At 68.6% G+C, this 14,890-nt stretch carries 15 protein-coding genes; 9 read left to right on the top strand and 6 right to left on the bottom strand.

Annotation, left to right across the window (positions count from 1 at the left end):
- Window positions 1-1,128, top strand: coding sequence for an NAD(P)/FAD-dependent oxidoreductase (locus AC1G9C_RS05240; RefSeq protein WP_480409619.1), 1,128 nt, complete (start codon window positions 1-3; stop codon window positions 1,126-1,128).
- An 82-nt stretch (window positions 1,129-1,210) separates the two neighbouring features.
- Complete coding sequence (locus AC1G9C_RS05235) at window positions 1,211-1,840, top strand: helix-turn-helix transcriptional regulator (RefSeq protein WP_021442469.1); 630 nt, start codon at window positions 1,211-1,213, stop codon at window positions 1,838-1,840.
- A gap of 38 nt (window positions 1,841-1,878) precedes the next feature.
- Here AC1G9C_RS05235 and ycaC read toward each other — a convergent pair whose 3' ends face one another.
- Window positions 1,879-2,493 (bottom strand): isochorismate family cysteine hydrolase YcaC, encoded by a 615-nt coding sequence (gene ycaC, locus AC1G9C_RS05230; protein WP_021442468.1) that lies wholly within the window; start codon window positions 2,491-2,493, stop codon window positions 1,879-1,881.
- A 179-nt stretch (window positions 2,494-2,672) separates the two neighbouring features.
- Between ycaC and AC1G9C_RS05225 the strand changes: the two genes are divergently transcribed.
- On the top strand, window positions 2,673-3,596 hold the full coding sequence (locus tag AC1G9C_RS05225) for a LysR family transcriptional regulator (protein WP_122108869.1): 924 nt from the start codon (window positions 2,673-2,675) through the stop codon (window positions 3,594-3,596).
- Between the two features lie 2 nt (window positions 3,597-3,598).
- On the opposite strand, the gene AC1G9C_RS05220 is transcribed toward AC1G9C_RS05225, so the two are convergent.
- The 3 genes from AC1G9C_RS05220 to AC1G9C_RS05210 all read right to left on the bottom strand — a co-directional run bounded on the left by AC1G9C_RS05220 (window position 3,599) and on the right by AC1G9C_RS05210 (window position 7,578).
- The gene (locus tag AC1G9C_RS05220) at window positions 3,599-3,901 is read right to left on the bottom strand and encodes a hypothetical protein (protein WP_480409618.1); all 303 of its coding nucleotides are present in this window, start codon (window positions 3,899-3,901) and stop codon (window positions 3,599-3,601) included.
- Between the two features lie 52 nt (window positions 3,902-3,953).
- Complete coding sequence (locus AC1G9C_RS05215; RefSeq protein WP_397498593.1) at window positions 3,954-4,958, bottom strand: TerC family protein; 1,005 nt, start codon at window positions 4,956-4,958, stop codon at window positions 3,954-3,956.
- 256 nt (window positions 4,959-5,214) lie between these two features.
- Entirely contained in the window at window positions 5,215-7,578 is a 2,364-nt protein-coding gene (locus tag AC1G9C_RS05210) for a DNA polymerase II (protein ID WP_480409617.1), read from the bottom strand.
- Window positions 7,579-7,725: 147 nt separating this feature from the next.
- Here AC1G9C_RS05210 and AC1G9C_RS05205 point away from each other — a divergent pair, with 147 nt between their 5' ends.
- From AC1G9C_RS05205 to AC1G9C_RS05195, 3 genes are read left to right on the top strand one after another with little or no spacing between them, the layout of a single operon-like run.
- Window positions 7,726-8,160, top strand: a complete 435-nt coding sequence (locus AC1G9C_RS05205) for a group II truncated hemoglobin (RefSeq protein ID WP_480409616.1) — start codon at window positions 7,726-7,728, stop codon at window positions 8,158-8,160.
- Window positions 8,157-8,495, top strand: a complete 339-nt coding sequence (locus AC1G9C_RS05200) for an FKBP-type peptidyl-prolyl cis-trans isomerase (protein ID WP_021442462.1) — start codon at window positions 8,157-8,159, stop codon at window positions 8,493-8,495. The genes AC1G9C_RS05205 and AC1G9C_RS05200 overlap by 4 nt, the downstream gene beginning before the upstream one ends.
- On the top strand, window positions 8,488-9,414 hold the full coding sequence (locus AC1G9C_RS05195; protein WP_480409615.1) for a class I SAM-dependent methyltransferase: 927 nt from the start codon (window positions 8,488-8,490) through the stop codon (window positions 9,412-9,414). The genes AC1G9C_RS05200 and AC1G9C_RS05195 overlap by 8 nt, the downstream gene beginning before the upstream one ends.
- A 62-nt stretch (window positions 9,415-9,476) precedes the next feature.
- Here the strand turns inward: AC1G9C_RS05195 and AC1G9C_RS05190 are convergent, their stop codons facing one another.
- Complete coding sequence (locus tag AC1G9C_RS05190) at window positions 9,477-10,253, bottom strand: ABC transporter substrate-binding protein (protein WP_397498597.1); 777 nt, start codon at window positions 10,251-10,253, stop codon at window positions 9,477-9,479.
- A gap of 219 nt (window positions 10,254-10,472) precedes the next feature.
- Window positions 10,473-12,020, bottom strand: coding sequence for a nitric oxide reductase transcriptional regulator NorR (norR, locus tag AC1G9C_RS05185; RefSeq protein ID WP_480409614.1), 1,548 nt, complete (start codon window positions 12,018-12,020; stop codon window positions 10,473-10,475).
- Between the two features lie 191 nt (window positions 12,021-12,211).
- Here norR and hmpA point away from each other — a divergent pair, with 191 nt between their 5' ends.
- From hmpA to AC1G9C_RS05170, 3 genes are read left to right on the top strand one after another with little or no spacing between them, the layout of a single operon-like run.
- The gene (gene hmpA / locus AC1G9C_RS05180; protein WP_480409613.1) at window positions 12,212-13,393 is read left to right on the top strand and encodes an NO-inducible flavohemoprotein; all 1,182 of its coding nucleotides are present in this window, start codon (window positions 12,212-12,214) and stop codon (window positions 13,391-13,393) included.
- 18 nt (window positions 13,394-13,411) lie between these two features.
- Window positions 13,412-13,657 carry a transmembrane sensor/regulator PpyR gene (locus tag AC1G9C_RS05175; protein WP_480409612.1) on the top strand — a complete coding sequence of 82 codons (246 nt, stop codon included), beginning with the start codon at window positions 13,412-13,414 and terminating at the stop codon, window positions 13,655-13,657.
- Window positions 13,644-14,822: an NnrS family protein gene (locus tag AC1G9C_RS05170; RefSeq protein WP_480409611.1), complete on the top strand. Its 1,179-nt coding sequence runs from the start codon at window positions 13,644-13,646 to the stop codon at window positions 14,820-14,822. Before AC1G9C_RS05175 ends, AC1G9C_RS05170 begins: the two co-directional genes overlap by 14 nt.
- The last annotated feature ends 68 nt before the right edge of the window (window positions 14,823-14,890 follow it).

Below are 14,890 nucleotides of genomic sequence, written 5' to 3'. Positions count from 1 at the left end.
ATGCAACACGCCGACTACCTGATCGTTGGCGCCGGTATCGCCGGCGCCTCCACCGGCTACTTCCTCGCCGGCCAGGGCAAGACCATCGTCCTCGAACGCGAGAGCCAGCCCGGCTACCACAGCACCGGCCGTTCGGCGGCGCTGTACACCGTGGCCTACGGCACGCCGCAGGTGCGCGCGCTGACCGCCGCCAGCCGCGCCTTCTACGACGCGCCGCCGCCCGGCTTCGCCGAGCACCCGCTGCTCAGCCCGCGCGGCGAACTTGTGGTGGACTTCAGCGGCGATGCCGCCGAGCTGCAGCGCCAGTTCGACGAAGCCCGCGCCCAGGTGCCCGAGGCCCGTCTACTCGATGCCGACCAGGCCTGCGCGCTGGTGCCGGTGCTGCGCCGCGACAAGGTCCAGGGCGCCCTGTTCGACCCCAGCGCCGCCGACATCGACACCGATGCCCTGCACCAGGGCTACCTGCGCGGCATTCGCCAGCAGGGCGGGGAAATCCACAACGATCGCGAGGTGCAGGCCATCGCCCGCGACGGCGACGCCTGGCTGGTCGACTGCGGCGCCGAGCAGTACCGCGCGCCAGTGCTGGTCAACGCCGCCGGCGCCTGGTGCGACGAGCTCGCCCGGCTGGCCGGGGTCGCCCCCATCGGCCTGGTGCCCAAGCGCCGCGCCGCCTTCACCTTCCACGGCCCGGAGGGCGTCGACTGTCACGCCTGGCCCTGCGTGGTGGACCTGCACGAAGCCTTCTACTTCAAGCCCGACGCCGGCCAGCTGCTCGGCTCGCCGGCCAACGCCGACCCGGTGGCGCCGCACGACGTGCAGCCGGAGGAGCTGGACATCGCCATGGGCATCTACCAGATCGAGGAGCACACCAGCCTGAGCATCCGCCGCCCGGCGCACACCTGGGCCGGGCTGCGCAGCTTCGTCGCCGACGGCGACCTGGTGGCCGGCTACGACGGCCAGGCCGAGGGCTTCTTCTGGGTCGCCGCCCAGGGCGGCTACGGCATCCAGACCAGCGCGGCGATGGGCCAGGCCAGCGCCGCGCTGATCCGCCGCCAGCCGTTGCCCGAGGCGCTGTCCCGCTTCGGCCTCGACGAAGCCATGCTCAGCCCGGCGCGGCTGCGCCAGTAGCCCAGATGCAGTCCGGGGGCGCCTTGATGACGCCCCCGGCGCTTTGCGGCACACTCGTCGCGCCGACCCAGGAGCCCACCGCATGACGCCCCGCCCCGCCGCCGATCTCGACAACTACCGCGCCATCGCCGACGCCATCGCCACCCTGTTCTTCCCCCACGCCGAGGTGGTGCTGCACGACCTGCGCACGCAGAAGATCGACCATATCGCCAACAACATCTCCAAGCGCGCGGTGGGCGATGACGCCGCCCTGGAGGACATGCTCGACGACGCCGGCGACGCACGCAGCATCGGCCCCTACGAGAAGCTCAACTGGGACGGGCAGAAGATCCGCTCGGTCAGCAGCGTGCTGCGCGACGCCGGCGGCAAGCCGGTCGCGGTGCTGTGCATCAACCTCAATATCTCGCTGTTCGAGAGCGCCCGTCAGGCACTCGACCTGTTCCTCTCGGCGAACAAGCTGATCCCCCAGCCCGACGCGCTGTTTCGCGACGACTGGCAGGAGCGCATCAACACCTTCCTCCACGCCTGGCTGCGCCAGCGCCAGCTAGGCCTCAACCTGCTGACCCGCGAGCACAAGCGCGAACTGGTCGAGGCGCTGCACGCCGAAGGCGCGTTCAAGGGCAAGAGCGCCGCCAACTACGTGGCCAACGTGCTGAACATGGGCCGGGCGACGGTGTACAAGCACCTCAAGGAAATCAAGGGCGAAAGCTGAGAGCCAGCCCGCCGGCAAGCGCCGGCGGGCTCGCCGCGTCACTTCTGGCTGTAGCTCTGGATCAGGTTGGCGTAGGCCGGCAAGTGGCCGCCGAGGATGCCGCCGAAGCCTTCGATGTCGTTGCGCCAGTCGCGGTGCAGTTCGCAACCGACGCTGAACCAGTTGAGCATCTGCGCCCCGGCGTGGGCCATGCGCATCAGCGCGGCGTCGCGCACGCTGGTGTTGAAGGTGCCCGAGGCGTCGGTGACGACGAACACCTCATAGCCGGCCTGCAGCGCCGACAGGGTCGGGAAGGCCACGCAGACGTCGGTGACCACCCCGGCGATGATCAGCTGCTTGCGCCCGGTGGCCTCGATGGCCTTGACGAAATCGGCGTTGTCCCAGGCGTTGATCTGCCCCGGCCGGGCGATATAGGGCGCATCGGGGAACATGGCCTTGAGCTCGGGCACGATCGGCCCGTTGGGGCCGTTCTCGAAGCTGGTGGTGAGGATGGTCGGCAGGTTGAAGAACTTGGCGATGTCGGCCAGCGCCAGCACGTTGTTCTTGAACTCGTCCGGCGTGTAGTCGCGCACCAGCGAGAGCAGGCCGGCCTGGTGGTCGACCAGCAGCACGACGGCATCGTCCTTGTTCAGGCGGTTATAGGTGAAAGACATGGCGCAGTCTCCTGTGGCGGTGAGGGAGCCCGGTTGCGGGCGTGAACCCAAAGCCTAGCCCGACTCGGTGGCCTCGACCTCCCGCCGCGCGACGAAATGGTTTTTCGCTCAAACCGAACAATCCAGCTCCCGGCGAGGCGTTATGCTGAACAGCACACCGGCTCAACGCGTGAACCGCCATGAAACTGGATATTGCGGAAATCGAGACCTTTCTACGCGTCGCCGAACTGGGCAGCGTCAGCCTGGCCGCCCAGCAGCTGGGGGTGGCCAAGTCGGTGGTGAGCAAACGCCTCAGCGACCTGGAACGCCACCTCGGCGCCCGCCTGCTGTTCCGCTCGACGCGCAAGGTCGCCCCGACCGACAGCGGCCAGCGCTTCTACCGCCAGGCCAGGGCCGCGCTCGAAGAACTGCGGGCCGCCGCTGAGGCCGTCGCCAGCGAGGACGGCAGCCTGGCCGGCAGCCTGCGCATCCTCGCGCCGATGAGCTTCGGCACCCTGTGGCTGGCGCCGCAACTGACGAGCTTCATGCGCCTGCATCCGCAACTGGAAGTGGCGCTGCAACTGGACGACCGGGTCAGCGACTTCGAGCGCGAGGGCTACGACCTGTGCCTGCGCATCTCGCGCCTGCACGACCGCGCGCTGATCGCCCGCCGCCTGGGCAGCAGCCCGCGGGTGGTGTGCTGCAGCCCGGACTATATCCGCGCCCACGGCGCCCCCGAGCGCCTCGAGCAGCTGCTCGAACACCCCTGCATCGGTTACTGCAACCTGAGCGCCGAACAGCTCTGGTCGTTCGACGACCCTGCCGCGCCCCAGCGCCCGCTGACCCTGGCGCCCGGCGGGCGCTTCACCAGCAACAACGGTGAGGCCATGCGCGATGCGGCGCTGGCCGGACTGGGCCTGGCGGTGCTGCCGCGCTTTATCGTCCAGCCCGACCTGCAGGCCGGCCGCCTGCTGCAGGTACTGCCCGAGGCGCGGCCCACGGCCGATGAGATCCACGCCCTCTACCCGCGTTCGCACCGCGCCTCGGTCAAGATCCAGGCGCTGTGCGACTTCCTCCAGCAGGCGCTGCACGCGGCTGCCTGGACGACCGACGGCGCGCGCTGAGCTCAGGTTTCCACGCCTGGCTCGAAGCCTTCGCCCGCGGCATCCGGCTCGGCCTCGGGCTGCTCGGCCGGCTCTTCCTGCGCAGGCTTGCCGAGCGCCTGGTTGGCCGACTCCTGCAGCCTGTCGACCTGCTTGTTCAGCTGCTCCACCGCCTCGCCGACGGCGTCGTCGAGCAGGGCCTGGGCCTGCTTCTCGGTTTCCTCGACGAGCTTCTGGGCGGACTGCTCGGCCGCCTCGCATCCGGCCAACACGACCAGCGCCAGGCCGAGCGCGGAAAGGGAAAGGCTGCGTAACGGGCTATGCATACAACGTCCTCTTGGGTGACGCCTGCGCGTCGGTCGATGGGTGATGGGGCGCTCAGTCCGCGAGCGATTTCGGCGCGCTCGCCGGCGGCTGGCCACGGGTCTTGTACAGCGACAGCAGCACGCCACCGATCAGCAGGCCGAGGGTCACGCTCAGCGACACCGCCGCCGGAATCTTGCCGATGATACCGACCAGGAAGATCTTCGCGCCGATGAACACCAGCACCAGGGCCAGCGCGTACTTGAGGTAGGCGAAGCGGTGGATCAGCGCCGCCAGGGCGAAATACAGGGCACGCAGACCGAGGATGGCGAAGATGTTCGAGGTGTAGACGATGAACGGATCCTGGGTGATGGCGAAGATCGCCGGCACGCTGTCGATGGCGAACATCAGGTCGGCGCACTCGATCAGAATCAGCGCCAGGAACAGCGGGGTCACCCACAGCACGCTGCGGCCGTTGCCGTCGTCCTGACGCACGAAGAAGCGCTCGCCATGCAGCTCATCGGTCACGCGCAGGTGCTTGCGCAGGAACTTCACCAGCAGGTTGTTTTCCAGATCGGGCGCATCGTCGAGCTTGGCGAACAGCATCTTCACCCCGGTGAAGAACAGGAAGGCGCCGAACACGTAGAGGATCCAGGCGAACTCGTGGATCAGCGCGGCGCCCAGGCCGATCATGATGGCACGCAGCACCAGCACGCCCATGATCCCCCAGAACAGCACCTTGTGCTGGTACTGCCGCGGGATCGCCAGGAAGCTGAAGATCATCGCCATGAGGAACACGTTGTCCATCGACAGCGATTTTTCGATCAGAAAGCCGGTGAGGTAATCCATGCTGGCGTCGCCGCCTTTCTGGAAGAACACCCAGACGCCGAACAGCAGACCCGCGGTGATGTAGCCAGCGGACAGCAGCAGGCTCTCGCGCACGCCGATTTCGCGGTTGTCGCGATGCAACACGCCCAAGTCGAAGGCCAGCAGGGAGATGACGACGGCGATGAAGACCAGCCACAACCAGGTGGCGGTGCCGAGGAACTCGGCGAAGAGAAACGGTTCTAGGGCAGTCATGGAGCCCCTCCTACAGTCAGATTGAACAGACTGTGATTCCGACATCGCGGTGTTAACCGCCAGAGGGGCCCGGCATCACGGCGCAAAGATACTCAGGCGGCAAACGCCGCTCAACCGCGCAGAGTTTGCAAAGTGTTTCCCGTTTGCCGCCGCCCCAAGGGACCGCAGCCACCTTGAGGAGCCCGCTACGGCGCCAGGATCGCCCGCAAGCGGGCTCCTGCGGGGTTCGCTGTCGCACTCAACCTTGGCGATGGCTTCAGAACAACCCCAGCTGGCCGTCCACCAGGCGCTCGAAATCGCCGCCGACGAAGGGCAGGATGGCATCGGCCACCGGTTTCAGCTGGCGACTGAGGTAGTGCTCGTAGTCGATGGGCGACAGCAGGCACTCCAGCGGCTGCGGCCCGGCGGTGGTGATCAGGTAGCCGATCCAGCCGCCGCGCTGGTACTGCAGCGGCCGGCCGAGGCGCTGGTTGTGCTCGTCGGCGCTGCGCGCGGCGCGCACGTGCGGCGGCACGTTGCGCTGGTAGTCGTCGAGGCGCCGACGCAGGCGTTTGCGATAGACCAGCAGCTCGTCCAGCTCGCCGGCCAGGGTGCGTTTGACGTAGTCGCGCACATAGTCCTCATAGGGCTGGCCGGCGAACACCAGGCGGTACAGCTCCTGCTGGAAGCGCTGGGCCAGCGGCGACCAGTCGCTGCGCACCGTCTCCAGGCCCTTGAACACCATGCGCTCGCTGCCATCCGCCGCACGCACCAAGCCGGCGTAGCGCTTCTTGCTGCCCTCCTCGGTGCCGCGAATAGTGGGCATCAGAAAGCGCCGGTAATGGGTCTCGAATTGCAGTTCCAGGGCGCTGACCAGACCATGCTCCTGCTGCAGATGTTCGCGCCACCAGGCATTGACCCTTGATACCAGGGCGCGGCCGATCTGCGCCGCCTCGGCCTCATCGTGGGCGCGGCCGAGCCAGACGAAGGTCGAATCGGTGTCGCCGTAGATCACCGCATGGCCCTCGGCTTCGATCAGCTCGCGGGTGCGCTTCATGATCTGGTGCCCACGCAGGGTGATGGACGAAGCCAGGCGCGGGTCGAAGAAGCGGCAGCCACTGGAGCCGAGCACCCCGTAGAAGGCGTTCATGATGATCTTCAGCGCCTGCGACAAGGCAGCGTTGCCGTCGCGCTTGGCCGCCTCGCGCCCCTGCCAGACCCGCTCGACTATGGCCGGCAGGCAGTGCCGGGTGCGCGAGAAGCGCGCGCCGCGAAAACCTTCCACCGAATGCGCGTCGTCCGGCTGCTGCAACCCTTCGACCAGGCCCAGCGGGTCGATCAGGAAGCTGCGGATGATCGAGGGATACAGGCTCTTGTAATCCAGCACCAGCACCGAGTCGTACAGACCGGGGCGCGAATCCATGACGAAACCGCCAGGGCTGTTCTCGCCGCGAATGTCGCCGAGGTTCGGCGCGACGAAGCCCAGGCGGTGCATCGGCGGCAGGTACAGGTGAGTGAAGGCCGCCACCGAACCGCCGCTGCGGTCGGCGGCCAGGCCGGTGACGCTGGAGCGCTCGAGGAGGAAGGCGAGCAGGTCGGTGTGGGCGAAGATGCGCGTGACCAGCTCGCAGTCCTTGAGGTTGTAGTGCGCCAGCGCCGGCTTGTCCTCGTCGAACATGCGCTGGATCTCGTCCATCCGCGCGTAGGGGGTGTCGATGGCCTTGCCTTCGCCGAGCAGGGTCTGCGCCACCGACTCCAGACTGAACGAGGGGAAGCTCCAGGTCGCCGAGCGCAGCGCCTCGATGCCGTCGATGATCAGCCGCCCGGCGGCCTCGGCGAAGTAGTGCTGGCTGCTGTTGTGCTGGCGCCAGCCCATCACGTCGCCACCGCGGCCCAGGCGCAGCGGCACCTTGAGCTGCTCGGCGTGCTCGCGCAGCACGCGCAGGTCGAACTGCACCAGGTTCCAGCCGATGATGGCGTCGGGATCGAAGCGCGCCAGCCAGTCATTCAGCCGTTCGAGCAAGGCCTTGCGGCTGTCGCAGTACTCCAGCTCGAAATCCACGCCGCCGGCATCGCCATTGGCCGGCCCGAGCATATACACCTGGCGCTGGCCGCAGCCCTCCAGAGCGATGGAATACAGCTCGCCGCGGGCGCTGGTCTCGATATCCAGCGACACCAGGCGCAGCGTCGGGCGGTAATCGGCGGCGGGCTTGAGCGACGTGCACAGCAGGCTGCCGTCTTCCTGGGCAGTGCCCTGAAAGCTGACGGAGGCGGTGATAAAGCGCTCCATCAGGTAGCGCTCCGGTGGGCGGATATCGGCCTCGTAGACGTCCACGCCGACCTGGCGCAGCTTCTTCTCCAGCTGCAGCAACTGGCGGTACTGGCGGCAGTACAGGCCCAGTACCGGGCGGCGCTTGAAGTCGCGCAGGGCCAGCTCGCGCAGCTCGACGCCCTTTTCATCGCGCAGCAGCGGCTCGGCCCAGGCGCGCTGCTCGGCCGGGATAAAGGCCACCGACTCCTGCCGCGGCAGGCGCACCTGGCGCGGGCCGCCATCGGTGGCCAGCCAGAAGGCCACTTCGGTGCCTTCCGGCGTGTCGCGCCAATGGCGGCTGAGCACGAAGCCTTGCTGGGGTTGCGTCATCATCGTTTCAGGCAAGCACGGCCTACCCCTCTCCCGCTTACGGGAGAGGCGAGAAACAGCCTCTGCCGCTGCCCATCACCTCGAACCAAACTGGCCGGCCATTCTACGCCAGCGGTTACAATGGCGCCTTTTCCGCGGAGCGCTTCGATGAGCAGCCATCCTCCCTACGGCACGGGCGACGCCTCCTACCAGGCGGCCGGCGGCAGCGACGGCCTGCGCCGCCTGGTCGACGACTTCTACCGGCTGATGGACGAGCGCGCCGAAGCCGCCGCCCTGCGTGCCCTGCACCCGGCCGACCTGAGCGCCTCGCGCGACAAGCTGGCCCGTTTCCTCAGCGGCTGGCTGGGCGGCCCGCGGCTGTTCGCCGAGAAATACGGCAGCATCAGCATCCCCAGCTTCCATGCCCAATGGCCGATCGACGCGGCCCTCGCCGAGAGCTGGCTGGACTGCATGGCCGGCGCCATCGCCCTGCAGCCCTATGAACCGGCCTTCGCCGACTACCTGCTGGCCCAGTTGCGCGTGCCCGCGCAGCGCGTCGTCCAGGCCAGCCACAACCGACACCAGAGTGGAAAACCGACATGAGCCTTGAGCTGATCATCGAAGACCTGCAACCGGGCGACGGCAAGGCCGTGGTCAAGGGCGCCCTGATCACCACCCAGTACCGCGGCTGGCTGGAGGACGGCAGCGAGTTCGACTCCTCCTACTCGCGCGGCAAGCCCTTCCAGTGCGTGATCGGCAGCGGCCGGGTGATCAAGGGCTGGGACCAGGGCCTGATGGGCATGCAGGTGGGCGGCAAGCGCAAGCTGCTGGTGCCCGCGCACCTGGGCTATGGCGAGCGCACCATGGGTTCGATACCGCCTAACGCCAACCTGATCTTCGAGATCGAGCTGCTGGAAGTGCTGACCCGCGATGACTGAGGCCGCCCTCGCCACCCTGCGCGAGCATTTGTTGAATGCGCTGGCGCACCATCCGGGCGCCGAAACCCGCCGCCTGTTCCACGGTCGCGGCCGCTGCTGGCCGGGGCTGGAGCAGATCACCGTCGACTGGCTGTCCGGCCTCGTTCTGGTGATGCTGTTTCGCGAGCCTTCGCCGGCGTTAAAGCCGCTACTGATCGAGCTGCTGCAGACGCCGCAGTGGCACGCCAGCGGCGCCCGCGGCCTGCTGCTGCAGCACCGCTACGTGCAGGGTAGCGAGAGCGAATGGCTGGCCGGCGAGCCCCAGGCGCAATGGCCGATTCTCGAAGACGGCCTGCGCTACCTGCTGGATCTGGGCAGCAAGCAGAACAGCGGGCTGTTTCTCGACATGCGCCTGGGCCGCCAGTGGGTGCGTGAGCAGGCCGCCGGCAAGCGCGTGCTCAACCTGTTCGCCTACACCTGCGGCTTCTCGGTGGCGGCCATCGCCGGCGACGCCGAGCGGGTGGTCAACCTGGACATGGCGCGCGCGGCGCTGTCGCGCGGGCGCGACAACCATCGCCTGAACGAGCATGACCTCGCCCGGGTGGAGTTTCTCGGCCACGAGCTGTTCAAGTCCTGGGGCAAGGTGCGCAAGAGCGGGCCCTATGACCTGGTGATCAGCGACCCGCCGAGCTTCCAGAAAGGCAGCTTCGCCCTGACCCAGGACTACCGCAAGATCCTTCGCCGCCTGCCCGAACTGCTCAGCGAGCGCGGCACCGTGCTGGCCTGCGTCAACGACCCGGATATCGGCCCGGACTTTCTCATCGACGGCATGGCCGAGGAGGCGCCGCAGCTGCGTTTTGTGCGGCGCCTGGACAACCCGCCGGAGTTTCCCGACATCTCGGCCGAGAGCGGCCTGAAGGCGCTGGTGTTCCAGCTGTAGCCCGATTGCAATACGGGTTGCGCCGGGCGCACCGGGCGGGGGCCCGGCGCGGTGCGCCTCGTTCAGTCGCCGTAGATGTCGAAGCTGAAGTAGCGCTGCTGGATCTGCTGATACTTGCCGTTGGCGCGGATCGCGGCGATGGCGGCGTTGAGCTTGCCGAGCAGCTCGCTGTCGCCCTTGCGCACGGCGATGCCGGCGCCCTCGCCGAAGTAGGCCGGGTCGGTGAAGGACGGCCCGACGAAGGCGAAGCCCTTGCCGTTGTCGGTCTTGAGGAAGCCCTCCTCCACCGGAATGGCGTCGGCCAGGGTGCCGTCCAGGCGCCCGGAGATCAGGTCCAGGTAGATTTCGTTCTGCGAGCTGTAGCGCACCACCTGCACGCCCTGGGCGGCCATCACCTCGCTGGCGAAGCGGTCGGTGGTGGTGGCGCGCTGCACGCCGATGCGCTTGCCCTTGAGGTTGGCGAAGTCGGCGTCGACCGTGCTGCCTTCCTTCATCACCAGGCGCGCCGGGCTGTAGTAGTACTTGCCGGTGAAGTCCACCGACTTGCGCCGCTCGTCGGTGATGGTCATGGACGAGAGGATGGCGTCGACCTTCTTCACCTTGAGCGAGGGGATCAGGCCGTCGAACTCCTGCTCGACCCACTGGCACTGCACCTTCATCTCGGCGCACAGGGCATTGCCGATGTCCACGTCGAAGCCGGCGATCTCGCCGCTGGCCTCCTTGTAAGCGAACGGCGGGTAGGCCGCCTCGATACCCAGACGCAGTGGCTTTTCGGCGGCGAACGGGCTGGAAGCCATCAGGCTCAGGGCGATGGCGCCCAGCCAGGCGAGTTTCTTCATGGACGTGTCTCCTGCTGCGGAATGAACGAGCCCGCCGCGCGCGACAAGGCGACGGAACCCGGTGGGAAGGCGAAGGGGCAGAAGCAAGGCGCGCCGGCCCACGACGAATCGAGGGGCACGCGGCGCGCGGAGGGAAATGGGGAGGACTGCATGGGTCGCTCTCGCTTATACATTAAAGTCCACTCTGGACTTTAATGTACAAATCGTCAACCCCTGCGCTCAGCGCAACCCGAGGCGTTTCGCCAACCGACTCAGATTGGCCCGATCGATCCCCAGTTCGCGCGCGGCATCGGCCCACTTGCCCTGGTGGCGCGCCAGGCATTGCTCGATCAGCCGGCGCTGGTAGGCATCCAGCGCGCTGCGCAGGTCCTGCCCCGCCGGCAGCGCGCCGGGCGCACTCTCGCCCGGCGCCTCTGCGGCCGCCACGCTCGCGGGCAGGTCCAGGTCCTGCAGCTCCAGGCTGAGAATCCGCGGCCGTTCGCCGTGGCGCGCCAGCGCCTTGAGCGCCGCGCGGCCGATCAGGTGCTCCAGCTCGCGCACGTTGCCCGGCCAGTCGTGCGCCAGCAGCGCCTTCTGCGCCTCGCTACTCAGGCGCAGGCTGCGCAGGCCCAGGCGCGCGCGGTTGTCTTCGAGGAAGTAGCCGGCCAGCAGCAGCACGTCGCGGCCACGCTCGCGCAGCGGCGGCACCGGCAGCGGGTAGACGCTGAGGCGGTGATAGAGGTCGGCGCGAAAGCGCCCGGCGCGCACCTCGGCCGCCAGGTCGCGGTTGGTGGCGGCGATTACCCGCACGTCGACGCGGTGCTCGCGGTCCGAGCCGAGCCGCTGCAGCTGGCCGCTCTGCAGCACGCGCAGCAGCTTGGCCTGCACCGCCAGCGGCAGCTCGCCCACCTCGTCGAGAAACAGGCTGCCGCCGTCGGCCAGCTCGAACTTGCCGCTGCGCTCGCTGAGCGCGCCGGAGAAGGCGCCGCGCACGTGGCCGAACAGCTCGCTCTCCACCAGCGCCTCGGGCAACGCCGCGCAGTTGAGGCTGACCAGCGGCCGCTGCGCGCGCGGCGAGGCGCCGTGGATGGCTTCGGCCACCAGCTCCTTGCCGACCCCGGTTTCGCCGGTGATCAGCACGGTCAGCGGGCTGTCGCCGACCAGACGGATCTCGCCCTGCAGCTTGCGCAGCGCGGCGCTCTGGCCGATCAGCTCGCGCGGCTGCTGGCGGGCCTGCTTGTACAGCTCGGTGAGCTGGCGCTCGGTCTCCACCCGCCGGGCCAGGCCGCTGATCCGTTCGCTGGCCTTGACCGTGGCCGCCGCCAGGCTGGCGAAGGCGTCCAGGTTGTCCAGGTCGGCGCGGCTGAAGCTGGCCGGGTCCAGCGCATCCAGGGTCAGCAGGCCCCACAGCTGATCGTCCAGGTACAGCGGGCAGCCCAGGCAGTCGTGCACCTCCAGATGGCCGTGCAGCCCCTCGACCAGGCCGTCGTAGGGGTCGGGCAGGCCGCAATCGGCGGCGAAACGGGTCGGCCCGCGGTGCTCGATCAGCGCTGCCAGGCGCGGATGCTCGCTGACCTTGAAGCGCCGCCCCAGGGTGTCGGCGCTCAGGCCCTCCACCGCCAGCGGCACCAGTTGCTCGCCCTCGAGCTTGAGCAGCGCCACCGCATCGCAGGGGAACAGCTGGCGCAGGGCGGCCAGCAGGCGGCGGTAGCGCTCGCCGTCGTCCAGCTCGCGGGACAGGTCGGCAACCAGCGGGATCAGCGTCTGCAGCAGCGGGTTAGCGGTCATTTCGACAACCTAAAGTCTTTATGACTCGTATTGACCACGAGTCATTTTCACAACAATAAAAATAAGTCATTGAATTTAAAGAATAAATTAAATGGCACAATTCATGAGAGGCATACAGCGCTAACGCTAGCACGCCAGATGCGGCCAGACGAGCCGGGCCGGCGCCTTTTCATGCCTTGCAGGAGTTACCCATGCTGTCCAACGCCCAACGCGATCTGATCAAAGCCACCGTGCCGCTCCTGGAAAGCGGCGGCGAGGCGCTGACCACTCACTTCTACCGGATGATGCTGAGCGAGTTTCCCGAGGTGCGCCCGCTGTTCAACCAGGCGCACCAGGCCAGCGGCGACCAGCCGCGCGCCCTGGCAAACGGCGTGCTGATGTACGCCAAGCATATCGACCGTCTCGAGGCACTCGGCCCGCTGGTGGCGCAGATCGTCAACAAGCACGTGTCGCTGCAGATCCTCCCCGAGCACTACCCCATAGTCGGCGGCTGCCTGCTGCGCGCGATTGGCGAGGTGCTCGGCGCCGAGATCGCCACCGATGAAGTGATCGAGGCCTGGGCCATCGCCTACCGACAACTGGCCGATATCCTCATCGGCGCCGAGGAGAGCCAGTACGCACGCAATGCCGCCGCCCCCGGCGGCTGGCGTGGCGCTCGCGCCTTCCGCGTGGCGCGCAAGGTGGCCGAGAGCACCGAGATCACCTCGTTCTACCTGGTGCCGGCCGACGGCGGCGCCCTGCTCGACTTCCAGCCCGGCCAGTACATCGGCCTGCGCCTGCTGCTGGACGGCGAGGAAGTGCGGCGCAACTACTCGCTGTCGGCGCCGGCCAACGGCCGCGAGTACCGCATCAGCGTCAAGCGCGAGGCCGGCGGCCGGGTGTCCAACCACCTGCACGACAAGGTCCAGGTCGGCGACCAGCTGGAGCTGTTCCCGCCGGCCGGCGAGTTCGTCCTGCGCGACTCGGCCAAGCCGCTGGCGCTGATCAGCGCCGGCGTCGGCATCACCCCGGCGCTGAGCATGCTCGACGCCGCGCGCCATAGCGGCCGGCCGATCCACTTTATCCACTGCGCCCGCCACGCCGAGGTGCACGCCTTCCGCGACTGGGTCGAGGCCCGCGCCGCCGCGCATCCGCAGATCCGCCACTACGTCTGCTACAGCGAGCCACGCCCGGGCGATCAGGCCGATGCCGAGGGGTTCCTCAGCCGCGAACTGCTGGCGCAGTGGCTGCCCGCCGAGCGCGACCTGGACGCCTACTTCCTCGGCCCGAAAGCCTTTATGGCCCAGGTCAAGCGCCACCTGCAGGAACTGGGCGTGCCGCCCGAGCAGAGCCACCATGAGTTCTTCGGCCCGGCCGCGGCACTGGATAGCTGATCAATCAGGAGGTGCATCATGTTCCCGCTCGCCCCGCAGCAGCTGCTGCGTCTGTCCAACCAACTGCTGCTGGCCGGCCTCGGCCTGCTGCTGCTTGGTCTGCTGGCGGCCTATGGCCTGGAGTCCAGGTTGAACCTGGCCAGCCTGGTGCTGGCGCATAGCCTGACCATCATCGGCCCCGGCCTGCTCAAACTCGGCTATGTGCTGCGTCTGGCGGCGCAGCACGGCCTGCGGCGAGGGGAACAGCAGCATGCAACTGTTTGATCGCAACCGCGCACTGGCGATTGCTCCGCTGTGGCGCCTGGGCTTTCGCCCGTTCTTTCTCGCCGGCGCGCTGCTGGCCCTGCTCGCCGTCGCCCTCTGGGCCGCGGTGCTGCAGGGGCTGCTCAGCGCGCCGCAGGTGCCCGGCGGCCTGCTCGCCTGGCACCGCCACGAGATGCCGTTCGGCTTCGCCCTGGCGATCATCGCCGGCTTCCTGCTCACCGCGGTGCAGACCTGGACCGGCCGCCCGGGCTTGAGCGGGCGGCCACTGATCGCGCTGTTCGCCCTGTGGCTGGCGGCACGGCTGGTCTGGTTCCTACCGCTGGCGTTGGGGGTGCTGATCGCCGCCCAGCTGGCCTTTGTCGCCCTGCTGCTCGCGCAGCTGGCGCGCCAGCTGATCGCCGCCCGCCAGCGCAACAACTACCCCATCCTGCTGGTGCTGAGCCTGCTCGGCCTGTGCCAGGGCCTGACCCTCGCCGGCCTGGCCCTGGGCGACGACGCGCTGCAACGGCGCGGCGCCCTGGCGGCGCTGTGGTTGATCGCGGTGCTGCTGAGCCTGATCGGCGGACGGGTGATTCCCTTCTTCACCCAGCGCGGCCTGGGCCGGGTCGAGGCCTTCGCCGCCCAGCCCTGGCGGGATCGGCTGCTGCTGGCTGGCGGTCTGCTGGTCGCCGCGCTGTTCGCCAGCGGCCACAACCTGCAGGCGCAGCCCTGGCTGGCGCTGCCCTTCGCCCTGCTGGCGGCGCTGCACGGCCTGCGCCTGTGGCACTGGCACCTGCCGGGCATCTGGCGCGTGCCGTTGCTGTGGTCGCTGCACCTGGCCTACGCCTGGCTGCTGGTCGCCACCCTCGGCATGGCCGCCTGGCACCTGGGTTGGCTGGCGCAGCCCAGCCCGGCCAGCCATGCGCTGGCGGTCGGCGCCCTGGGCGGGCTGGTTCTGGCGATGATGGCGCGGGTCAGCCTCGGCCATACCGGGCGACCGCTGCAGCCGCCCAAGGCCATGGCCTGGGCCTTTACCGTGCTCAACCTGGGCGCCTTGATCCGGGTGGCGGCGGGCGGCAGCTGGCTGTGGCTGGCGGCCCTCTGCTGGGGGCTGGCCTTCGCCCTGTTCGTCGTCCACTACGCGCCGCTGCTGTGCCGGGCGCGGGTCGATGGCCATCCGGGGTGACCAGCGGACCAACAACCATTGGCGCACCGATCCATACGCCGATGTAGGGCAAATCAGCGCGTAGGGGG

It is taken from the genome of Pseudomonas sp. ABa2, from assembly GCF_056676075.1.
This window is presented reverse-complemented; position numbering and strand designations above follow the sequence as displayed.